At 50.9% G+C, this 21,080-nt stretch carries 17 protein-coding genes; 13 read left to right on the forward strand and 4 right to left on the reverse strand.

The genetic code is table 11. The features are described 5' to 3' along the window. Nucleotides 1-3: 3 nt before the first annotated feature. The 3 genes from IX84_RS14925 to IX84_RS14935 all read right to left on the reverse strand — a co-directional run bounded on the left by IX84_RS14925 (nucleotide 4) and on the right by IX84_RS14935 (nucleotide 1,896). Nucleotides 4-687, reverse strand: a complete 684-nt coding sequence (locus tag IX84_RS14925; RefSeq protein WP_044222430.1) for a response regulator transcription factor — start codon at nucleotides 685-687, stop codon at nucleotides 4-6. An 11-nt stretch (nucleotides 688-698) separates the two neighbouring features. Then, nucleotides 699-1,295, reverse strand: a complete 597-nt coding sequence (locus IX84_RS14930; RefSeq protein ID WP_044222433.1) for a tetratricopeptide repeat protein — start codon at nucleotides 1,293-1,295, stop codon at nucleotides 699-701. Between the two features lie 76 nt (nucleotides 1,296-1,371). Continuing rightward, a complete protein-coding gene (locus IX84_RS14935) occupies nucleotides 1,372-1,896 on the reverse strand; it encodes a tetratricopeptide repeat protein (RefSeq protein WP_152605075.1) in 525 nt (174 codons plus the stop codon). Between the two features lie 482 nt (nucleotides 1,897-2,378). Here IX84_RS14935 and IX84_RS14940 point away from each other — a divergent pair, with 482 nt between their 5' ends. The 6 genes from IX84_RS14940 to IX84_RS14970 all read left to right on the forward strand — a co-directional run bounded on the left by IX84_RS14940 (nucleotide 2,379) and on the right by IX84_RS14970 (nucleotide 9,655). Then, nucleotides 2,379-4,115, forward strand: a complete 1,737-nt coding sequence (locus tag IX84_RS14940) for a T9SS type A sorting domain-containing protein (protein WP_044222439.1) — start codon at nucleotides 2,379-2,381, stop codon at nucleotides 4,113-4,115. A gap of 127 nt (nucleotides 4,116-4,242) precedes the next feature. Then, nucleotides 4,243-5,277, forward strand: a complete 1,035-nt coding sequence (locus IX84_RS33940) for an RNA polymerase sigma-70 factor (RefSeq protein ID WP_081968773.1) — start codon at nucleotides 4,243-4,245, stop codon at nucleotides 5,275-5,277. Between the two features lie 59 nt (nucleotides 5,278-5,336). Further along, nucleotides 5,337-6,350, forward strand: coding sequence for a FecR domain-containing protein (locus IX84_RS14955; RefSeq protein ID WP_044222442.1), 1,014 nt, complete (start codon nucleotides 5,337-5,339; stop codon nucleotides 6,348-6,350). A gap of 57 nt (nucleotides 6,351-6,407) precedes the next feature. Continuing rightward, on the forward strand, nucleotides 6,408-8,078 hold the full coding sequence (locus IX84_RS31055; RefSeq protein ID WP_052516033.1) for a DUF4974 domain-containing protein: 1,671 nt from the start codon (nucleotides 6,408-6,410) through the stop codon (nucleotides 8,076-8,078). A 167-nt stretch (nucleotides 8,079-8,245) separates the two neighbouring features. After that, nucleotides 8,246-8,839 carry an outer membrane beta-barrel protein gene (locus IX84_RS14965; RefSeq protein ID WP_044222445.1) on the forward strand — a complete coding sequence of 198 codons (594 nt, stop codon included), beginning with the start codon at nucleotides 8,246-8,248 and terminating at the stop codon, nucleotides 8,837-8,839. A gap of 75 nt (nucleotides 8,840-8,914) precedes the next feature. Next, nucleotides 8,915-9,655, forward strand: a complete 741-nt coding sequence (locus IX84_RS14970; protein WP_044222448.1) for a head GIN domain-containing protein — start codon at nucleotides 8,915-8,917, stop codon at nucleotides 9,653-9,655. Nucleotides 9,656-9,735: 80 nt separating this feature from the next. Here the strand turns inward: IX84_RS14970 and IX84_RS14975 are convergent, their stop codons facing one another. Beyond that, nucleotides 9,736-10,743 carry a T9SS type A sorting domain-containing protein gene (locus tag IX84_RS14975; RefSeq protein ID WP_081968774.1) on the reverse strand — a complete coding sequence of 336 codons (1,008 nt, stop codon included), beginning with the start codon at nucleotides 10,741-10,743 and terminating at the stop codon, nucleotides 9,736-9,738. A gap of 256 nt (nucleotides 10,744-10,999) precedes the next feature. Between IX84_RS14975 and IX84_RS14980 the strand changes: the two genes are divergently transcribed. The 7 genes from IX84_RS14980 to IX84_RS15010 all read left to right on the forward strand — a co-directional run bounded on the left by IX84_RS14980 (nucleotide 11,000) and on the right by IX84_RS15010 (nucleotide 20,934). Beyond that, nucleotides 11,000-13,033 carry a BatA domain-containing protein gene (locus IX84_RS14980; protein ID WP_044222454.1) on the forward strand — a complete coding sequence of 678 codons (2,034 nt, stop codon included), beginning with the start codon at nucleotides 11,000-11,002 and terminating at the stop codon, nucleotides 13,031-13,033. Nucleotides 13,034-13,143: 110 nt separating this feature from the next. Beyond that, on the forward strand, nucleotides 13,144-15,477 hold the full coding sequence (locus tag IX84_RS14985; RefSeq protein WP_152605076.1) for a hypothetical protein: 2,334 nt from the start codon (nucleotides 13,144-13,146) through the stop codon (nucleotides 15,475-15,477). Beyond that, nucleotides 15,467-16,132 (forward strand): hypothetical protein, encoded by a 666-nt coding sequence (locus tag IX84_RS14990; RefSeq protein ID WP_044222459.1) that lies wholly within the window; start codon nucleotides 15,467-15,469, stop codon nucleotides 16,130-16,132. Before IX84_RS14985 ends, IX84_RS14990 begins: the two co-directional genes overlap by 11 nt. 138 nt (nucleotides 16,133-16,270) lie before the next feature. Further along, nucleotides 16,271-16,936 carry a hypothetical protein gene (locus tag IX84_RS14995; protein ID WP_152605077.1) on the forward strand — a complete coding sequence of 222 codons (666 nt, stop codon included), beginning with the start codon at nucleotides 16,271-16,273 and terminating at the stop codon, nucleotides 16,934-16,936. Nucleotides 16,937-17,212: 276 nt separating this feature from the next. Further along, nucleotides 17,213-17,893 (forward strand): hypothetical protein, encoded by a 681-nt coding sequence (locus IX84_RS15000; RefSeq protein WP_044222465.1) that lies wholly within the window; start codon nucleotides 17,213-17,215, stop codon nucleotides 17,891-17,893. A gap of 321 nt (nucleotides 17,894-18,214) precedes the next feature. Beyond that, a complete protein-coding gene (locus IX84_RS15005; RefSeq protein ID WP_044222468.1) occupies nucleotides 18,215-20,215 on the forward strand; it encodes a hypothetical protein in 2,001 nt (666 codons plus the stop codon). Nucleotides 20,216-20,259: 44 nt separating this feature from the next. Continuing rightward, the gene (locus IX84_RS15010) at nucleotides 20,260-20,934 is read left to right on the forward strand and encodes a hypothetical protein (RefSeq protein ID WP_152605078.1); all 675 of its coding nucleotides are present in this window, start codon (nucleotides 20,260-20,262) and stop codon (nucleotides 20,932-20,934) included. Nucleotides 20,935-21,080: the final 146 nt, after the last annotated feature.

The raw sequence follows: 21,080 nt of genomic DNA on the forward strand, positions 1-21,080 counted from the left end.
GGGCTATTCCATACTGAGGTAATACCCGGCACCGATCTTGGTGTGCAGGATGCGGGGCGAGCCGTCCGCCTCCAGCTTTCGGCGCAGGTAGTTAATGTACACATCCACTACGTTGGTGCCAGTGTCGAAGCCAATACCCCAGGCGGCTTCCAGGAGCTGCTCCCGGGTGAGGACCCGCCCGGGCTGCTGCATAAAACATTTAAGCAGCTCAAACTCTTTTGCGGTAAGCGAGATCAGTTGGCCGTCGCGCTGCACTTCCATGCGGTTGAGGTCGAGGGTGAGCCCGGCGGCATTTAGCAGGGCAGGCTGTACGGCAGCGTATTGGTGGTTACGGCGGTAAAGGGCGCGTACCCGGGCTGCCAGCTCTTCAATTTTGAACGGCTTGGCAAGAAAGTCATCGGCGCCGGCATCGAGTCCCTTGATGACGTGCTCGGTCTTGCCCATGGCGGAGAGCATCAGAATCGGGACGGAGAGGCGCAGCTCCTGACGGATGTGTTTGCAGATTTCCCACCCATTGACCTTGGGGAGGATGATATCGAGAATGACGAGGTCAAACGCTTCAGCAGACAATAATTCAAGCGCGACTTCTCCATCGAAAGCAGCCATAGATTCAATACCATACTGCCGCAAACCTTTATGGATTACGTTGCTGATTTTGATCTCGTCATCTACGATCAGTACCTTCATCCTGCAGCGGGCTACCGCATCTTGGGTCGGCGGCGCTTGCCCCCGGGGCGGAAGCCGCCCATTTGGCCGGATTGCTTGGCGGCACCGCGGTTTTTGAACTGCTTTTCGAACATGTTGAACTGTTCCTTGATATTAGGCTCGGTAATCTTGCAGCCTTTAGCGACCCGGTAATGTCGTTCGGCCTGTTTCCAGCGCCCCTTAGAGGCAGCGATATTTGCGAGCTGAAGTTGCAGCATAGCTCGCTCATTATCAGTCGGAACTTCGACTTCCTCAGCTTTTTTCAGCCACTTTTCGCCTTCCTCCACATTCTTCTGGGCCAGGGCAGTAGAGCCTTTGATCATGCAGAAGTAAGCCCGGTTGGTCGCGTACAGCCACTCCGGCTTAAGCGTGAGGTTCAGGCGTTCATTGGCGCCTTCGAAGTCGGACTGCTGCAACATCTCGGCTGCCGATTGTACCGTGCCCAGAAAAATGTAGGTGGCCAGCATAACCAATCCCAGAATGACAAACCAGATACCATACCATACCCCCATCGTTGCCCAAAGTGCAATACCACCAATCAGGCCCACGGCAATTAAAGCGAATTTGAGGTAAATATTAATTGTTAACATGCGTTCGGTTAATTTTTGGCAAATGTAGAAATTTTGATCGGGCGGTGCGCATTTTGGGTAACACCTGTTCTGTTTATTAGTTGTTTCTGGCAGCCAGTGCCTGTTCCAGTTTCTGGAGGTTTTCCTTCACCAGCAAATCATTGGAGGGGAAACTCCGCGCTTGCTTCATCCAGTGGCGGGCCTGCTCGGGGCGCATTTGTACGTAGTGGATATGCGCCAGGTTCAGGCAAGCCAGGGCGCTGTCATTAGGGTGTTCCAGCCCGAGCTCTATGGCTTCGGTAAGCATTTCGCTGGCAGGCGCCATATCCTTGCGCTGCAAATAGATTAGCCCCAGCGAAAAATAGTAGTACGCCCGGTTCCGCCTCAGCAGCAAGCCGGGAAACCATACCTGATCCAGGACTTTCTCTGCATCTGCCGCCTTCCCTCTTTTCAGCAGGCTGTGGGCCGTCCATACATTGCCCATGAAAGCCTGCGTCAGCAGGAGTAAAACGCCGCCAAGGTAAAGGTACCAGGCCTGACTGATGCCCAGCCGGAATTGCAAAACCGCTCCCAGGATAAAAAACAACCCAATTAATAAGTATCGAAGATAAACCGTTGCCATAAGAAAAATTTCTGCAAATATACTCGCTGGGCTTGGGTTTGCAATATTCGGCATCGCATTATCTTCGGGTCTCCTGCAGACACCTGAATAACCGTTGTTTATTCCCAAAAATGGAAATTAGTCTTTTTTTGGGACAAATTTAACTAGGTTTGATTTTTTAAATTTCTGTAATACAGCGGATTATGTTTTTTGGCACAGGTTTGGATATATTATTTACAGCAAAAGCAAGCAAATACAAACTTTCCTGAAAGCAGGGATACGATTGGAGAAAACTCCAACAAACACTCAAGCAAACACAACTGAACAACACTTAGAAGAAATAAAAGGAGACTCAGCGTTTCTCCAAAAGAGTTTTGAGGATTTAATCTTCATTAAGAATAGGTAAATAGGTTAAGCTAAGTAGACGGGGAATAGCCAAAACGGTTATTCCCCTTTTTTTGTCCCCGGGCATCCCGTACTTTTGCAGCAAAAGATCCCTGCTTATGATACGTTTGCTCTTGTCCTCCGCACTGCAAATTTTATGGGTTTTAGTCGTTGTGGCCCAGCCTGAGGTCACCTGGGTGCAGCGCTATGCTGTTGAGTCGCCGATTTTTTCCTTTGGTAAAAACCTCAATATTATCGATATGGCAACGGATGAGGCCGGGGATATTTACCTTTTAGGCTTTCACCGTTCTGATTTGGAGCTCGATGGTACAGTGGTCCACCCGCCCTACAGCGGTGCACAAACCGGTTTCCTGCAGAAGCTTTCTGGTGGAGGCGAAGTGTTGTGGTACCGGCGGCTGACGATGGGCGATATGCGGACACTAGCGGTCAAAAGCGGCAAGGTTTACGTGGGGGGAGAAATTGCCTCCGCGGAATACGGTCCCCTGCTCATTCAGCGGGATGCCTCAGGGGCTACCCGGACGTTGTTTGCCGATGGCTACCGGGATGCTTTTATTGCCCGGTTTGATACAGAAGGCACGCTGGAATGGGCAAAAGCCTACGGCGGAGCAGACAGTGAGTTCTTCGATAAAGGGGACCGGCTGAACGCATTGGCGGTTGATGATGCCGGTTCGATCTACATTACAGGCAGTTATCACCGGGAGATGGATTTCGGTGGTCCTACCGTATTCACGGAGCCCTCTGACCGAGGCAAGACGTTCTACCTGGCCCGGCTTACACCTGATGGCGACCTGGAATGGGCAGAGCAAATTCAGTCTCCCCTGCCCATTGATGGCGGGAATGCGGAAGGCCTCGGGTTAGCCCTGAGCTTGGAGGGTGAGCCCATCGTCTCTATTGCTTACAGCGCTGGTGGTTTACTGCTTGATGGTAGTATTCTGATGAATGACAATCAGGATGGTGATGATGGTTGCCTGTTGGTTAAATACGATACACAAGGCAACCGGCAATGGTACCGGAATATCGAGCCACAGGAAGGCTTAATTGTCCCCTTTGGCCTTGAAACGGACGAGCAGGGCCGGATTTACCTGGGTTTTTCTCATGAGCAGCAAGTTCTCATAGAGGAATCAGCCACTTTGCAGTATTTTCAAGCCGAAGATGACCTGCTTAAGACGGCTTTGCTCTGCTGGGATGCCAATGGGCAACTGCTCTGGGGTAATACGCTGTTTTGTTCTAATGGCGCAATGGATGTCCACCCGGACGGAAATATTTACCTCTCAGCCGCCGCCTTTCGGGCTGAGGTCGCCCTTTCGGAAAGCACCGCGCTGTCGTTCGAAGTTGGTGGGTCTGTAAGTTTGTGGGCACGTTTCCTCCCGGACGGGCAGCTATCCTGGGCACATCAGCCTGAACTGTTGGGAGATCCCCCCTTCAGCACCAATCATAACATTATGGTGGACGCGGAAGGGCGGGCTTACGCCTCAGCGAACTTCAACCAACCCCTCGCGTTTGGGAATGGATGGTCATTGACAACCGGCTATGATTCGCCCGACTTCGATGCCCTTTACCTGATTCAAATTGACGATTCGAATATCAGCAGTGTATTCCGCCCTGTGCATCGGCCACTCCGTGCCTTCCCAAACCCTACAGCAGGCACATTGCATGTGGAGCTTCCGGGGCATGGCCAATTGCAGTTATTGAGCAGTTTGGGGCAGCGGGTATGGGGCGTTGCGCATGCCGGAGGGCTGCAATCCTTTACATTGCCCGCTTTACCAGCTGGCCTTTATTTGCTTCAGGGCCAAACGGGGCAACAGCGCTACCTGTCCCGGATTGTAATTGAGTAATCAATTCTGCCAGTTCAGAAAGGTCTGATTGCCATTCGCTCTAATAAATGCCCCCGTATGTCGAAAGCCTTTTACTTTTGTAGGGAATTAAACTTAATCTTGTGGCCGAAAAATACACCCGGCTTTAATGTCAGATAACACCGAAATAAACCTACTTTCCCGTCTCAAAGCGGACGATCGGATGGCGCTGCAGCACCTTTTCGAAGATCACTACGAAATGGTCTGCCAGTCGATCTACCGCTTTGTGCCTGATGCCAGCACCGCTGAGGACCTGGCACAGGAAGTCTTCCTCCGGTTTTGGGAAAAGCGCCACAAAATCGAAATCAACTCCTCCCTTGGTGCTTACATCCGCCGTATGGCCATCAACGAAGGGCTGGGCTACCTGCGCCGCAACAAGCGCTGGGAGCAGGAAGCCTTTGAACCGGGCCATGAACCCGGCGTGGATGATAGCGCTGAGGACAAATTTCTTCATGGTGAAATGCAGGAGAATGTTACTGCTGCCATCAATCAGTTGCCCCCTAAATGCCGAATGGTTTTCCAACTGAGCCGGTACGAAGAGCTCACTTACAAAGAGATTGCTGATCAGATGGAGATTTCCGTAAAAACGGTGGAAAACCAGATGGGCAAAGCCTTGCGGGTACTACGTGAACAATTGCAGCAGTACCTTCAGCTTGTTATGCTCTTTGGCTTGTTGTGGCTGTCCGCCTGTCAGCAGCCGGCTACAGCATCCCCTCCCGTACATGCCGAAATCAATAGTATGCAATATGCCGCCTTTCGCCTGAAACCAGGCACGGACCTGAAAACAGCCCTGCAGCAGTGGGTAGATTCGAATGATGTTGACGCTGCCGTCATTTTAAGCGCGGTGGGCAGCCTGACGGATTACGCCATTCGCTTTGCCAATCAGCCTGAAGCCAGCGTAGGGCAGGGGCACTTTGAGATCACAAGCATGACCGGTACCCTATCCAAAAACGGCTCCCATTTGCACCTGACAGTCGCAGATGAAACCGGGCATTGCCTGGGCGGCCACCTGATGGAAGGTTGCCGGATTTACACGACGGCTGAAATCGTAATGGGACTGCTGCCGGGCCATGAATTTCTGCGGGTGGCAGACGATACTTACGGGTATAAGGAACTGGAAGTAAAAAAGAAAGAAAAAAATTGATGCATGCATAGGGGGGATGCCAAACCGCATGCATCAGTATTCCGGAAACTAACAACAACATGGATCAAAGCGACTACCTTGAATTGATAGGGCGGTATCTCTCCGGGGATATTAGCGAGGCAGAGCGGGAAGCGCTCATGCGCTGGGTAGAAGCCGATTCTGCCAACCGGGCGGTGCTAGAAGAAGCCGAAAAACTATGGTCGGTAGCGGCATCCTATGAGATGCCTGACTTCTCTGCCGGAAAGCCGGCAGCCTGGGATTTGCTGGAGGAACGGATCGGGGCAGCAGAGAAAACCGGTGAAGCCAAAGTGATTGGATTGTCAACCCTGAAGCTATACCTGCGCTATGCAGCTGCAGCGGTCCTGTTACTGCTGGGCGGTTACTGGGGGTACTGGTATTCCGGCCTTATAGACCATTCGCCGGTGTTTGCAGAGGTTCAAACCGCTGATAAGGAAGAGCAAACGCTCACCCTGCCTGACGGAAGCACGGTAGTGCTGAATGAGAATAGTTCCATTCGTTACGCCAAAGACTTTAAGCAGCGGGAAGTCAGGTTGACCGGGGAGGCATTCTTTGACGTGGTAAAGCAGGACGGCGCTATCTTCACTATCTTTTCAGAAGGCGCCCAAACTACTGTACTGGGTACATCCTTTAATGTCAGAGCCTATCCTGATGAACCGGAAGTAACGGTTTCGGTGGCTACCGGGAAGGTGGAAGTGGCCTCTGTAGATAAAGAAGAAGAGAAAGTTTTACTGGTTCCTGGTGCCTCCGGGCAGTACAATAAAATGCTGGATAAAGTCCGGGAAGCACCGGTCTCCAACGCAATGGCATGGAAGGAGAACCGGCTGCAGTTTGACAATCAGCCGCTGGGCCAGGTCGCCAGTGCGATTGAACGGTACTTTGGGAAGAAGGTAGTACTGACAAATGAACAGCTGGCGAATTGCCGCTTCATGGGAGATTTTCCCAACCCTAAGCTGCAGGAACTGCTGGATGCGATGGCCTTCACGATGGAACTGGAAATTGTCGAAGAAAATGGGCAGATTGTAATCAAGGGCAATGGAGACTATTGCCGGTAAGTGACGGAGAAAAATTGTATCATTTATTTCCGTCGAACTACTAAAGCACGAAAAGCCATGAAAAAACTGCTGTTACTTACGGGATTATTGTTAGCAGGTGCCGGGCTCAATGCACAAGCTCCGGTGGCACTGGCAAGCTATCGTACCATCAATCAGTCTCTGGGGGAGGTGCTCAAAGACCTGGAGCAGCAATTTCAGGTGCGCTTTTCCTACAGCCCGGACTTTATCCCGCTGGAACGGAAAGTCTCGGTGAATGTGGAGGAAGGGGCCAAACTGGAAGCCATTATGGACGAAATCTGCCGTCAACTGCCGATCTCCTACCGTAAAATGGGCAATCAGGTGATGCTGAAGCCCAGCCGCAAAACAGATGAACTGGGGCAATTGGAACCGGTGAAGCCCAAGGTCAGGCAGCAAAGCCCAATCTATCCGGAGGATGCTGCCGAGCGGGAGCGCTTAAGCCAGCGGATGGAGCCTATCCGGCAACCTAAAACCAAAGTGATCAACAGCCCGGGAGGGAATGCTTATAAGGAAATTCATGTCGACCTCTACCATTTGCCGCCTCCACCTGCGGTCACTGCAGAAGCCGATGAAGAGGTGTACAGGGGCGACCGCCGGCTGGCTCAGGTGTCTATCCTGCCTTACGTAGGGACTAACCTTGAGCGCAGCGCTGAGATTACGAACAATGTATCCCTTAATGTGCTCTGGGGCACTAATGGCGGTGTAGACGGCCTCGAAGTGGGCGGTCTTTACAACAAGATCATCAATGACGTTGAAGGCGTACAGATTGCCGGTGTGGGCAGTCAGGTTGGCGGAGATGTCATTGGCACACAGGTCGGCGGTGTTTTCAACGTCAATAATGGCAAAGTACAAGGTGTGCAGGCTGCCGGTGTATTCAATATAGCCGGAGAGACGCAGGCCATTCAGGCTGCCGGCCTGTTCAACATCAGTCATGGCGACGCTGCCGGGCTGCAGGCTTCGGGGTTGTTCAACATCTCCGGGGGCAAAGCAGAAGGGCTGCAGGTTGCAAGCTTGTTCAATAAAAGCCAGGGCTTTACCCGCTCCCAGATATCCGGTCTGTTCAATAAGGCGGGAGATGTGGAAGGCGGTCAGGTCAGCGCCCTTTTCAATAAGGCAAAACGGGTAGACGGCTTTCAGGTGGCACTCATCAATGTAGCGGATACGGTGAACGGTGTGCCGGTTGGCTTGCTTAACATCGTTAAGAACGGCTACAATCGCTTCGAACTGTCGTCCAATGACGCGTTGTTTGCCAATGCGGCGTTGAAGCTTGGCGCGTATTCCTTTTACAACATCTTCAAAGTCGGGATGCGCTGGGATATGCAGGAGCAGCCTGGTACAGTGGGGGCAGCTGAAGAAGCGCGGGCTTACAGCTGGGGGCTCGGCTACGGCATAGGCACCACCAAGCGCTTCACACCGAACCTGATGATGAATGTGGAAGCCACCTGCATGCACATCAATGAGTTGGAGCGGTGGACCAAAGCAGTCAACCTGCTCAATCAGCTCAGCCTGACGCTGGGCTACAACGGCACCGATCGAAAGACGAGCTTTTTTGCCGGCCCCATCGCCCACCTGATGGTGTCCCGGGTAGCAGACCCTGAGACGGGCGAACTGGGGTCACGGGTGATTGATCCTTCCTATACCCTTGCGGAAGGCGGGCAAAATACCCACCTGCGGTTTTGGGTAGGCGTACAGGGCGGCATACGGTTTTAGCATGTGATTCCCGGAATAAACCGGGCACCGAATTGACCAAAATTTTTTGAAACAGGCAACGTCCGGGAATCATCCCGGCCAGCCATAGTTATGCCTTGCAGGAACGGTCTTCTGCCGGCTGCAAGGGCGAGAAATCATTATTTAAAATCAACGAAAAGCAATAGATCATGAAAAAGTTAGGATTGCTCACTTTGGCCCTGCTGCTGGGGCTGGCTGTTCAGGCACAGCACGAAACCTTATTTAACAATGCCCGCGTTGTTGGCGGCTTTGGCGCGCCAATCATTGAGATGGGGCTGGGCAATGACATGACGACCGCAGTAGGCGGTGGCGGCGGCGTGGTGATCGATAACTTCTTTATCGGTGGCTACGGCGTAGGGAGCATTGACTTTGAGCGCCTGATTGAGGATGACGACATTCAGGAAATCGAGCTCGGGCACGGTGGTTTTTGGCTGGGGTACACCCTGGCGCCTCACCGCGTACTGCACCTTTATACAAGTGCCCGCCTGGGCTGGGGCGCAGTCGGCATTGACGTCTCCGACAACTCCTCCTTCCCGGATAACACCGACAATGTATTTGTGGTAACACCGGAAATCGGCCTGGAGCTGAACGTGACCCGCTGGTTCCGCGTGGCGGGTACCGTAGGCTATCGCTATGTGGACGGCATAAGCGACAACAGCCCCTACAAATCCAATGCCTTTGATGGCACCCTGGCTAACCTGACCTTCCGCTTCGGCTGGTTCGGGTGGGACAGGGACAACTAACAAGCTTATAATCACCCGACATTTTTCACTCACTGTAGAGATGCTAACATAGCATCTTGTAAAAAACAAGAAACTATGAAAACGATTCAAATGATGCTATTCGCCATTGCCACAGCACTATTGGGCAGCGGCTGCTTTATCAACATCGATGACGATGACAGCTTTTCCATTGGCTGCCTGAATGCCGACGGGCCATTTGTAAGCCAAAGCCTGGTCATTGACGACTTCAGCGGTATTAAAAATGAAACGTCAGCAGAGGTCTTCATCCGGCAGGGGGACGAACAGGAAGTCATCGTGGAAGGCAAGGAAGATGCGATTGATGAACTGGAACTGGATGTCAATAACGGTATTTGGGAAATTGAGTTTGACCGTTGCGTCCGCGATCTGGACAATATGGAAATCTTCATCACCTTGCCGGTACTGCGGCAGGTTTACAGCTCCGGCTCCGGCGATATCATGGGCGAAAACCTTTTCCTGGCAGAAGACATCGACTTTCAGCTTAGTGGCAGTGGCGATGTCCGCATAGAAACAGAAGCGGATGATATAGATGTGAAGATCAGCGGCAGTGGCGACCTGATCATTGACGGCCTCTGCGACGAAGCCGTGTACCGCCTTAGTGGCAGCGGTGATGTGCAGGCTTTTGGCATGCAGTCGCGTACGGCCGACATTAACATCAGCGGCAGCGGTGGCACCGAGGTCAATGTGGCGGAGTTCCTGAAAGTCCGCATTTCCGGCAGCGGTGACGTGCGCTTCATTGGCTCGCCCGAGATTGATGTCAACATCACCGGCAGTGGCGATTTGATTGATGAGAATTAGACGATAAAGGGAACTAAAATACAGCCAGACCTGACAAGATCACGGGCTGATGCCTGTGGATACTTGTCAGGTTGCTTTTTTTACCGCACCACGATTCGCTCTGTTCGCACCTGATCTCCATTTTGCAATTGCAGCAGATACAGCCCACCGAGGCAGGAGAGGTTGATTTGCCCGTCCGCAGGCAGATGAGCCCATTGCTGTATCAGTTGCCCCTGTACGTTGTAGAGTACGCCCGACCATTGAGTGGGGTTTTCCGTTTGCACCTGCAGGGTTTGGCTGGTAGGGTTGGGGAAGACTTTTAAGTTCGGTTTTGCAGTCGTGTTGGCATTGGTTGGTGATGCTACCCGGAGCCAATAGTAAGCCAAGACATTTGAAATCCTTTGCCCGTTGCGGAACTCCTCAAGATGATAGGGTACGATGTAGGATTGACCTGCTGTACCTGGGCTATCCCAGACCGTTCCCCCAAACAAGGGGTTCTCTACAAGTAGCGTGCTGCTCCCTCCGGGATCAACAACATTCACAGGTTGATATCCCGAAAAGGAATCATCTAAATCAGGGATAGAAACCCAAATAGAATCATTATCCGTATCAAAAGGAGTAGGGGAGAAACTCAAAGGCTCATTCACGAGGCCTGTCTCCTCCAAATCTGAAACGACAACCGTAGTATTGGTTCCCTGAAACTGAGGGTTGAGAATGGTATAATGGGCTTGAAGAGGCATGGTTGCCCCCGGATCAAGATTGGCGATCATTTCAGAGAAACAGCAGACGGGTGAAGTAATGGTATAGGATGCTCTGGCAGGATACGTATGGGTGTTGGTATAGAACCGTCTGGCTAGGTCCGGGGGGATATTTGTTTCCTGCAGGAGCAATAGCCAACCCGAACTCCCGTCTCCCCAAAAAACAGGTATACTATCTTCTACAGGACTATCAATAGGGCTGATCAGTTGTACCCGGGCTTCCAGCGTCAGATTCGCTTCAGGGGTGTCTTCCTGAATAATACGCATGTTGCCAGCCAGATAAGAGCTTTGAGCATGCCCAAGCAGGAAAGCGCTAATCGTCAGCAAAAGCACGTAAATCATTCTTTTCATAATACTTTGGGTGTTTGATGATGCATAAAGGTATTAGTGGCCAATCCCTTGCCCCGCAATAACTTTATGGTTAAATTCGCGTTCTTTATCTTGATTCTGTTGGCTAGTGGATCGAGGCGTAAATACTTGACAGTTAAAGACCAGGCATTACAGAAGGGCTTGAGCTTGAAAATACTATCAAATAATTCGGTCTAGTCGCACTAGTGAGCCTGCAGAAGATACGTGAAAAACAGACCAAAAGCAACCCAAAGAATATATGCAGTTTCTCTTCCCGGCTTTTTTGTTCGCCCTCGCTGCACTAGCGATCCCCGTGATCATCCACCTGTTCCACTTCCGGCGGTTTAAGAAGGTGTACTTTACGAATGTGCGCTTTTTGAAAGAAGTAAAGGAGGAGACAAGCGCCCGCTCCCGTCTGCGCAACCTGCTCGTACTGCTGATGCGGCTGCTGGCGGTGGCGTTTCTGGTATTCGCCTTCGCTCAGCCATTCATCCCGCAGGAAGACGCGGAGGTACAGCAGGGGAATAAGGCAGTCAGCCTGTTCATCGACAATTCCTTCAGCATGCAGGCCCTGAGCCAGGACGTGCCTTTGGTGGAGAAAGCCAAACAGCGCGCCCGGGAGATTGTGCAAGCCTACGCGCCTACCGATGAATTTCAAATCCTGACCAACGACTTCGAAGGGCGGCATCAGCGCATGGTCTCTCAGGAGGATGCTATCGCGTTGATTGACGAAATAAAGCCCGGTCCCGCGGTACGGCAGCTTTCGGAAGTCCTGACCCGCCAACGGCAGGCGCTTTCCACGGCAGAGGCCGATAACGAAGTGGTTTACCATATTTCCGACTTCCAGCGCAACATCACCGATATCGAAGCCGTCAGCGACACCACGCTGGAGTTCAACCTCGTGCCCCTGCAGGCCGTACAGGAAAAAAACATCAGCATAGATTCGGCCTGGTTTACCAATCCGGTGCCTATGCCCAATCAGCCTAACCCGCTTGTTGTTCGGGTGCGCAATCTCACGGAAGCAGCTGCGGAGAACGTCCGCCTGTCTATCCGTTATGAGGGAGAGAACAAACCGGTAGGCACGCTGACCGTTCCCGCCGAGTCTTCCGTGGTAGATACCGTCAATATCTCCATACAGCGGACCGGCTGGCACGAAGCCCGCCTCAACATCACCGACTTCCCCATTCAGTTTGACGACAATTATCACATTGCCTTCAATGTGAAAGAACAAATCCGGGTGCTGGCCATCAATGAGCAGCAGCCCAACCGCTTTCTGACGGCGGCTTTCCAGGGTATCAACAACTTCAAAATTGACAACCTGCCGAGTCAGGCGCTGGATTATTCCCAATTTGGGAACTACGATATGATTGTGCTGAACGACCTGCGGACGGTATCCTCCGGGCTGGGCTTTGAGCTCCGTCAGTATGTACAGGATGGCGGCAATCTGCTGGTTTTCCCCAGCCGAAATGCTGATGTTAGTACTTACCGCGGGTTCTTAACCGGCTTCCCGGCCAACGAGCTGCAGCAATTTGAGGAGCGCCCCCGTCAGGTGGGGCAGATCAATACCGATGCCTTCATCTTCAATGATGTTTTCGAGAACCGCTCTGCCAACCTGAAGCTCCCCGCCACGCAGGGTAATTTCAGCCTCAGCAATTTTGCCAACCGGGGCGAAGAGCCATTGCTCACCTACCGCGATGGTTCGGTATTGCTGGCCCGCTATCAGAACGGACAGGGCAATCTCTACCTCAGTGCCGCCCCGCTTTCGGATGAGTACAACGACCTGGTGCGCAACGGAGAAATCTTTGTGCCCATGTTGTTCAAGATGTCGGTATCCTCCCGTCAGGGGCAGCAGTTGTCCTACACGATTGGGCAGGATGCTACGATCGTCGCTCCCCATGATGCCACGAGCAGCGATATTGTCTACAAGTTGCAGGGCGAAGCCGAAGAGTTCATCCCCGAACAGCGCATTATTGGCGCGAAAGTCTACCTTACCGTAGGGCAGCAGGTCGATGAAGCCGGCTACTACGATCTCTTCCTGCAGCCGGAGAACCCACTGGGCACTTACGCCTTCAACTACGACCGCCGGGAGTCCGACCTCGACTACTACAGCCCGGATGAGTTGGCGGAGTATGTTGGGCCATTGGCGAGCCTCATCAATGTAGCCGACAACGCTGTCCTCACCGCTACTATCGAAGAGCGGAGCCAAGGTATACCGCTATGGCGCTGGTGCCTGATTTTGGCGCTGGTGTTTTTGGGGGTGGAGGTGTTGTTGCTGCGGTTTTGGGAGGTGTAGGGGATCTTCCGTTTGGTTTTGGTTATGCTTTTTTACAATGTATGCTTGTCTTTTGGGTTGCATTGTTGTAATTTGGGAGCATCATTGCATCTCTTAAACCAATAACGCGTATGAACCATTCAACAAACGGTAGTGTGGCCGTACACACACACATTCCATCCGCCGAAGCCAATAGGCGAAGGAGAACATACACACTTCTCTCCAGGCAACTTAAGCTAAGGAAGGCACGTATCGCGCCTTTTCTGATACTCCTCAGTATTATGATACTGGGCTGGAGTTGTGAGAAGGAGGCACTGCTTGATATTTCAGTGAACAGCGCCATTGAAAACCGCTCTATTGGAGGGGTACTTAGCGGGTCAGGTGAAACCGTTCTTGGTAATGTATTGAACAACCCTTATGCTTTGGATAATATCAATCAGGCTTACCAGATGTTAAGGGGGAGTGCTGGTAATTTACTGCCCACGCATTACTACCTGAAGTGGGTGCCTCAAACGGGTGAGCATACCGAAGCATTAGAAGCTTTTGAGGAGGCCTATGGTTATGAATTTGAAACACAGCCTATTCACTTTGAGGTCGTATATGAAGGGACAGAGAACTATGTAGATCCTGCGATCGGTGAAAATGGGTTTTCTCCTGAATATGGAGCTATTACGGCTGCTCATTTTAATGCCAGTGCAATGCCTGCCGTCCCTTTCGAATTGCTCGAAGTTATGCATATCCCTCAATATGAAACAAGGCTTACCTTCACCGCATTTGTTATCTCAGGAAATGAAGCCTACTATGAAGCGACAGAAGGTTTGTGCCATCCGGATTGCCCGACTTGGCCGGATTGCCTTGAAGACAGCAGCCTCACCTGTGAGGTGGTGCCGGGGACCGCTTTAGGCACTATAGCACTAGCTGGGTCTGGTAGCGCCGGCACAATAGCGTCTACAGCACCTAGGGCTAATTTCCCTAATTACATTCTTGATGATCGGATGGGGCTGTATGGAGAGCATGAGGTCATTAACGCCATTATTCCAGAGCCGATCGAGTGCCCTCCGGGCTGCATCGCAAAATTGAGGCTGAATCCCAGTGCCGGCCCTTTCCACCTGGAGTGGTACTGCGACTGCGATGGAGATCCCACCGAAGGCGACGACGATGAAGAAGAAGACCCTGAGCCACCTGCGGGCCAGGTAGAACAATGCGGTTGCTTCGTTTATGAAAACAAAAAGAAGCCTGGCGGGCGTATTATACTGACCGACACACAAACAGGTGACGAGGGCGTAAGGCGAGTGAAGGTGAAAACAACCAGGCACCACTGGGGGTTCATTTGGCGAAATACAGACACGGATGATGAGGGCTGTTGGAAAATCAATAAAGCTTACAATGTCCGCCGGATGAAAACCAAAGTGGTATTCAAAGACCGGGCCAGCGACCGGGCCGTCATCCGGTCATTCCGCGGAGCGAGATTTTGGAATGCTTTTCTCAAGCCGGTAAAATATACCTGGAAGCTACGGCGAAATGGTAAAAACTGGCATGCCCTGTGCCTGCGCCTGGAGGATGACCCGGAAGACCACAGCAGCAAACAGGAAGAAGCCTATGTAGCCGCCCTGACCAATAACGGCATGCATGAGTATTATGACGACTTTGGTATTGACCTGCCCAGCCCTGGCAAGCTACGGATTTTGATTCATAACTTAGATGATCGCCTGAATGCCGCCCCTATGTTCCGGACTATTGATAATGAACAGTTTGGGCTTGGGGATATTGCTGGGTACTTATTAGCCTATCAAACCCCCTTTACAGGTCTGTTGTACACTTACTGGGAGCTCTCAAAACCGGATATCTTCATTAGTTTTGGTGATCCCGATCCCTCTGACGATAAGCGGCAAACGGTCTACCATGAGATGGTGCACGCCTCCCAGTATGCCCAGGTAGGTCGGGATTGGTGGATTGATTATGTAACGTATATCATGACGCGGGTGGGCTCCGGGGAGCCTCTGCCCTATGGAGACGGTACGGACCCCGGTGCCGGCCGTGCAGAACTGGCAGAAGGCATGGCGGAGTCCGTGGAGCTGTACCTGGCGGATTTGAAGTATGGGTTGTTGCATAGTGATGGACTGGTCAATGCAAATCGATATGCTAATCAAGCAGAGGAACTTGAGTTCTGGTTAGAAGAGAATAATATTGGGTTCATTCCTGAGGGATTGTTTTATGATCTTTTTGATGAAAATGGAGTCAATCCACCAATACCTATTGCTCCTGCAGCGGAGCCGATGTTATTGGGAAGTCCTAATGCATTAGTTGATAATGTTTCAAGCTTTACTTTTCTAGATCAATTATCTGCGCTCAACCCAATTACAGAAGATGTAAACGGTTTTAGAACAAATCTGTGGCAGCAAAGCGGCCCTCAAGGCAATACACTTGCAGGCTTCAACCAAATTTTTCAGGACTATGGTTACTAGTTTAGGTCGGTTTTTTAGCTTGGTAGGGGCGACATTATTTTTGGCTTCATGTGGCTGCCGACAAGATTCCTTTGGAGAACAATTGGAGCTTGTCATTCCGATAGAAGTGAAGCCAGAACAAGATTCATTCCGTTTAGGAGATACCCTTTGGATATCTGCTGACTTTAGTAAAAATGTAGAGGTACGAGGACAGGAAAAAAAGATTTACCTCGAAAATTTTAATTTTTTTGCGAGCCTTGTCGTTTCTGAAATTAGCGATACCGTAGAGCGGTATATCCCAAATCCTACATTCGTTGTCCGAAAAGGAGAGTTGGAAGTATTGCCGTTGCAGACTGCAATATCCTATCCCATGTATTTTGTGGAAACTGAAACGGCCTACCAATTTGAGGCAGGCATCGTTTTAAAAGTGCCGGGTTTGTTCCATCTCGGGATAAGTTCATCAGAATCTGTACTGGAAAGATATGAGCATCCGGCTATGTACGCTTGTAAGAATGATAGGCGAAGTCAAGTACAGATTTACTATCAAAATAGTGCAACCAATGAGGAGCGTTATGAGCGCTTATTTTTGCAAACAGAGGTAGATTACTTGCTAGAGTTAGTTGACTTTCAGCGGTATTCAGACTATGGAGGTTTTACTTTTATAGTCACTGAATAGCGGCACGGATACCAGCCTGTCAGCCCAATCTGAAGTGCTGGCAGGCTGTTTAGTTTTCGTTTATAATTGACCGCCTCTGGTAGCAAGGCGGCCCCAACGGAAACACATTAGCAAACTATAACCAACTTTTTCAGGACTATGGCTTTTAGAATGATTGCTTTCTGCGGGCTTTTAGGGCTTATCCTGTTCATCAGCAGTTGCGGCTGCAAAGAGGATGAGTTTGGCGAGCAGATGATAATAGAACTACCGGTTTCCACCTACCCAAATAAGGATACCTTTCAATTAGGAGATACCTTATGGGTAGAGTGCCTGTTTCCTAAGGTATTTTCCGTAAAGGATGCCAGTGGGGAAATCGTTTTGGAGGACTTTCAATTCCGTACTTCACTATTTTTCTCTGAAGTGTCTGATACCATAGAGCAGTATGGTAACGAAGTGGGGGTGCTTGAAAGGATAGGTACAGTAGACTTTTTACCTTCATTTACTGCTGCAGAATATCCCATAGGTATTGTTGAGGACTCTTTGAATTATTCCTTCAAAGCAGGTTTCGTTCTGTTAGAGCCAGGACTATATTGGTTTGGCTTTAGTACTCCGGAGTTTTTGTATGAAGATTATGAACACCCGGCGATGTACACCTGTGGCCGGAACCGGCGGTCGAGCGTAAATTTCTTCTATCAAAACCCTGCGACTTCTGAAGAAGGATATCAAAGGTTGATTTCAGAAACCAATGTGGAGTACCTTCCGGAGTTATTAGATTTAGAAGAATACAGAGGCACAGGTGCTTTGACCTTTTGGGTGGTTGAGTAGACTATAAATACCAGCCTGTCAGCTTAATCTGGAGCGCTGGCAGGCTGTTTGGTTTTCGGTTATAATTGCCCGCCTCTGGCAGCAAAGCGGCCCCAATGGAAATACTTTAGCAAGCTTCAACACAAAAAGTAGTGCCCAAACATATGGCATGAAGCTAAAAGCATAAAGTTAAAACTGCCCTCCTGATTTCCAGAAAGAATAGGTCATGCTTATTTTGCATTTTCTTTCCAGAAAAAGAAACAATTTCAGAAATCAGGAGGGCTAAAAAATATAGCCATGAAATACTACTTCAAAAGCACCTTTACAGCCTTACTCCTACTGCTCAGCACAAGTGCCCTGTACGGGCAGACCTACTTCAGCCTCCGGCTGGGTGGTGGTGTAACGGAGATAAAGGGGGGGGATTTTCATAGAGTTTCTTCACCCGGTTTTTACGAAGTGAGAGATCGGCTCCTGCCGCATTGGTCGGTGGGGCTAGGCTTAGAAAAACAGATCAGCGAAGCGCTTTTCCTTTCCTGGACAAACAGTTATTATTTTGATCGGGTATTTGAGATGTCAGTATTCAATATTGTTGGATATAGTTTTCACCGCTTCAATAGCTGGCGTACGGATTTTGCTGTCAAGCGGTCATTTGCAGATGCATTCTTGATAGGCGCCGGGCTAGGTCTGAACTATATTCATAACCCTGAGATAAGCGTAACTGGGGAAGATTATTCGGAAGTCAGTAATTCTGGGGGCAATGCTCCTGATCATCGTTATTTCGAGTACACTTCACACCTGTCGCTCGCCTACTGGTACAAAAGGTATATGGTAGAGCTTTCCTACATTCATGGCCTGGGGCTGAGGAACAGGGAGCGGGAAATGCTCCGCCCCATTAATGAGCTCAATCTTACGCTGATCCTTCAGTTCAAGGCGCCGTGGTCTGGTAAAGGGCGCAGGGGCATGGAGCTTCGGTTTTGAAGTGTAGCATAAAAAGTGTGCCTGCTGTATTCAGCAGTAGTTTATATGCTTTTTTACAATGCATGCTTGTCTTTTTGGTAGCATTGTTGTAATTTAGGAGCATTATTGCATCTCTTTAAACCAAATAACACTTGTGAACCATTCAACAAACGGTAGTGTGACTGTACACACACACATTCCATCCGCCGAAGCCAATAGGCGAAGGAGGGCACACATTCCATCCGCCGAAGCCAGAGGGCGAAGGAGGACACACTTCCCTCCAGGCAACTTAGGCGAAGGAGGACACCCATCGTGCCCCTTCTGATACTTCTCAGCATAATCATGTTGGGCTGGAGTTGTGAGAAGGAGGCACTGCCTTCACCCGCAATAACAGAAACAGAGGCTTCACCGGAACCGAGTATTGTATTCCGGTCTGAGAAAGACTCAGTGCCCACTATTCTGGGCGCACAGCGCAACAACCCCTACACCGTACCGAATATGACACAGGCTTGGAACAATCTTTTCGGGCAGCACAAATCCTACGCTGCTTTGCCGGCCACCCACCAATACGTAAAATTTGACCCCCAAAGCCTTGAGGAATACAAGGCACTTGCAGAAAGCGGGATCACTTATGTTGATTTTCCGCTGGGCTACGAGGTGGTGCAATTGGGCGATTATTACCCACAGGAAGGCCTTGGGGCAGAGGGCATTCCGGATTTTTATGGCGTTCTGGAAGCCGGAGAGCCGGTGCCGGCTGTAACGTATCAGGTCCTGGAAGACCTGGTTATCCCTCCCTACGAAACCCCATTGACTGCTCGTGCCTTTGAGGAGGTTGGCGGCCTTTCTGCCTATTTTGAAGGGCTGGGTGGCACCGGTGTCAGTGCCATACCGGACCCCTGCGGGCAGGAGTGCCCGAATTACCCCAATTGTTTTTACTTCCCGCAGCACTTTGGCTGTTCAGGCCCGCCGACTTACAACGGGGACTGCACGCCAGACAGCCCGGACTGGCCTGACTGTTTGGTGATTTACGACGATGAGGAAGAGGAGCTCAACGATTGCGGCTGCCCGGTGCCGGGCGATGTGCGGATGCCTGCGGGCTGTATACAGGTGCAGGATGTTGAGCGCAACGGGCTATTTCCGGTAGAAGCAGTGCGGGTGGTCTGGTGGAATGGCTGGTTCACTTTCAAGACGGCCGAAACAGATGCACGGGGCTGCTGGCAGATCAAAAACCACCGGGAGTATGGGAAAGCCCATATGTGGGTCAGCTTCCTGAACGACCGGGCGAGGCTGCGGGGCTTTGTAGGAAATACGGTGCAGGTTTGGCGCCTGTTGGCGACCGTGACCGATTACGGCGGGGAGCTTGGTGGCGGTTCCTACAACAACATTCAAACTGAATACAACCTCTGGAACAATCAGGGCGGGCGGGACCACCGCAACTGGTCGGCCGCCACGGTCATGAATGCCCTGCACCATTTCCATACGGAATCCCAAAATGACGGCATCAACCCACCGCCGATGGGATTGGATATTTACCTGACGGCGTACCGGACAGATGGCATTGCGCTGATGACCTCACAGATACCCGTGCAGCTATTAGAACAGTGGATCAACCAGGGATTATTCAACTCCCAGCTGCTTCCAAATGTTATAAATAGCCTTCTTCTAATACCGGACGTAGCCATAGGCTGCGACTTTCAAAACTCTGACGAGCAATGGGCCATTGCGCAGCATGAACTTGCCCACACCTCTCATTTCACCAATGTTGGAGCCGTATTCTGGGGGCAATTGGGGTTAGCCACTCTTAATGCCCGGATTTCTACAGGTTCTTCGTGGGGGGATGAGAATGTGTTTGATGCCGGCCGCCTCGCCATTTGCGAAAGCTGGGCTTCTCATTTGGAGCATGTGTATACGGACCGGGAGTTTGGGGGGAACTTTAGTGGGCCAAGAAGTTGGTTTGACAGGTTAGATAGATGGAGGAACCACCGGCCCAATCACGTGCCAATTGGACTTCATTTAGATTTAATCGACAACGTAGAACCGATGGTATCATTTGATAGAATTGGAGGAGGCAGTGGCGCAGTAATTGATAATGTTACGGGCCTTACAAACGGGCAGCTGTTTTCCGTTTTATACCGACGACGAAGTAGTTTGGGACCAACCATGACTTCGTGTCGGCATATACTCGTGCGTCGGGTTTGTGCATTACGCCCAAACCTCTCCGTTCCGAGTATAGATGCAGCCACTGATGATCCTCAGGTATACCGGCAGCGTATTATCAATGATTTGTTGCCTGGCTCAGGGATCGCGGTTGGCGATGTCGACGCACTTTTTAACAGCTATTAAAAAATAACGGGCGGCATTGATTGCCGCCCACTTTTCTTCTGCTTATGAGATATTTAATCATTTTACTCCCTTTCATCCTGCTCCTCTGCTGGGGCTGTCCCCGCAAAGAATGCCGCGATGCCGACTTCGGCGGTGCCTATCAGTTCGTTATCCCGGCTACGCTGAGCCCGGCGAGGGACACCTTCCGGATAGGGGACACGATCCACATTTCTTCTGTGTTTAGCGACGAAGTATACGAGCGGCAGACGCAGCAGTACTATAAGCTAGAGAACTGGCGGTTTTATCCAGATACTGGAATTGACCGAATTGATGTGGCTGATACTCCACTTGTTCGAGACGCGCTGCTAAGTTTTGATGTAATTGTACCGGAAGATTTTGACTACATTATTTATAATTATATAAGTGGCGATGTGGGGTTGATTGGGCAGTATAATTATAAAAATGGTACTTACGCACTAGAATATGCGATTGTACCACAAGACACCGGGTTATTTTATTTTTTTCACGGTGCAGTGCAGTCATTCGACGATGACCAAGACTTCCCTGGTCGCTGCCCTCGAAAACTTTCTAATACCAATGTGGAGTTGAATGGAGGGGCAGGGAATAACATTGAGTTTTTGTCTGCCAGCCCTGACCCACACTACAACGATTGGGTGTTGCTACGTTCACAAGAGCGTTTTCATGACAATGGCGGCTACTGCTTTTACGTAGTGGAGTGAGATGAAATCTTCATGGGGCGGCAGCGTCGTAATCGGTCATCCGATGCCGGCCGCCTCGCCATCTGCGAAAGCTGGGCGGAGCACTTGGAGTAGGTGTATACGGACAGGGCGTATGGGGGGGACTTTAGTGGAACAATTAGTTGGGT

The sequence above is a fragment of the Phaeodactylibacter xiamenensis genome (genome assembly GCF_000759025.1).
Lineage (GTDB): Bacteria > Bacteroidota > Bacteroidia > Chitinophagales > Saprospiraceae > Phaeodactylibacter > Phaeodactylibacter xiamenensis.

Coding starts and splice junctions, on each gene's coding strand:
- IX84_RS14925 (WP_044222430.1), bottom strand. CDS start 687: ATGAAGGTACTGATCGTAGATGACGAGATCAAAATCAGCAACGTAATC.
- IX84_RS14930 (WP_044222433.1), bottom strand. CDS start 1,295: ATGTTAACAATTAATATTTACCTCAAATTCGCTTTAATTGCCGTGGGC.
- IX84_RS14935 (WP_152605075.1), bottom strand. CDS start 1,896: ATGGCAACGGTTTATCTTCGATACTTATTAATTGGGTTGTTTTTTATC.
- IX84_RS14940 (WP_044222439.1), top strand. CDS start 2,379: ATGATACGTTTGCTCTTGTCCTCCGCACTGCAAATTTTATGGGTTTTA.
- IX84_RS33940 (WP_081968773.1), top strand. CDS start 4,243: ATGTCAGATAACACCGAAATAAACCTACTTTCCCGTCTCAAAGCGGAC.
- IX84_RS14955 (WP_044222442.1), top strand. CDS start 5,337: ATGGATCAAAGCGACTACCTTGAATTGATAGGGCGGTATCTCTCCGGG.
- IX84_RS31055 (WP_052516033.1), top strand. CDS start 6,408: ATGAAAAAACTGCTGTTACTTACGGGATTATTGTTAGCAGGTGCCGGG.
- IX84_RS14965 (WP_044222445.1), top strand. CDS start 8,246: ATGAAAAAGTTAGGATTGCTCACTTTGGCCCTGCTGCTGGGGCTGGCT.
- IX84_RS14970 (WP_044222448.1), top strand. CDS start 8,915: ATGAAAACGATTCAAATGATGCTATTCGCCATTGCCACAGCACTATTG.
- IX84_RS14975 (WP_081968774.1), bottom strand. CDS start 10,743: ATGAAAAGAATGATTTACGTGCTTTTGCTGACGATTAGCGCTTTCCTG.
- IX84_RS14980 (WP_044222454.1), top strand. CDS start 11,000: ATGCAGTTTCTCTTCCCGGCTTTTTTGTTCGCCCTCGCTGCACTAGCG.
- IX84_RS14985 (WP_152605076.1), top strand. CDS start 13,144: ATGAACCATTCAACAAACGGTAGTGTGGCCGTACACACACACATTCCA.
- IX84_RS14990 (WP_044222459.1), top strand. CDS start 15,467: ATGGTTACTAGTTTAGGTCGGTTTTTTAGCTTGGTAGGGGCGACATTA.
- IX84_RS14995 (WP_152605077.1), top strand. CDS start 16,271: ATGGCTTTTAGAATGATTGCTTTCTGCGGGCTTTTAGGGCTTATCCTG.
- IX84_RS15000 (WP_044222465.1), top strand. CDS start 17,213: ATGAAATACTACTTCAAAAGCACCTTTACAGCCTTACTCCTACTGCTC.
- IX84_RS15005 (WP_044222468.1), top strand. CDS start 18,215: ATGTTGGGCTGGAGTTGTGAGAAGGAGGCACTGCCTTCACCCGCAATA.
- IX84_RS15010 (WP_152605078.1), top strand. CDS start 20,260: ATGAGATATTTAATCATTTTACTCCCTTTCATCCTGCTCCTCTGCTGG.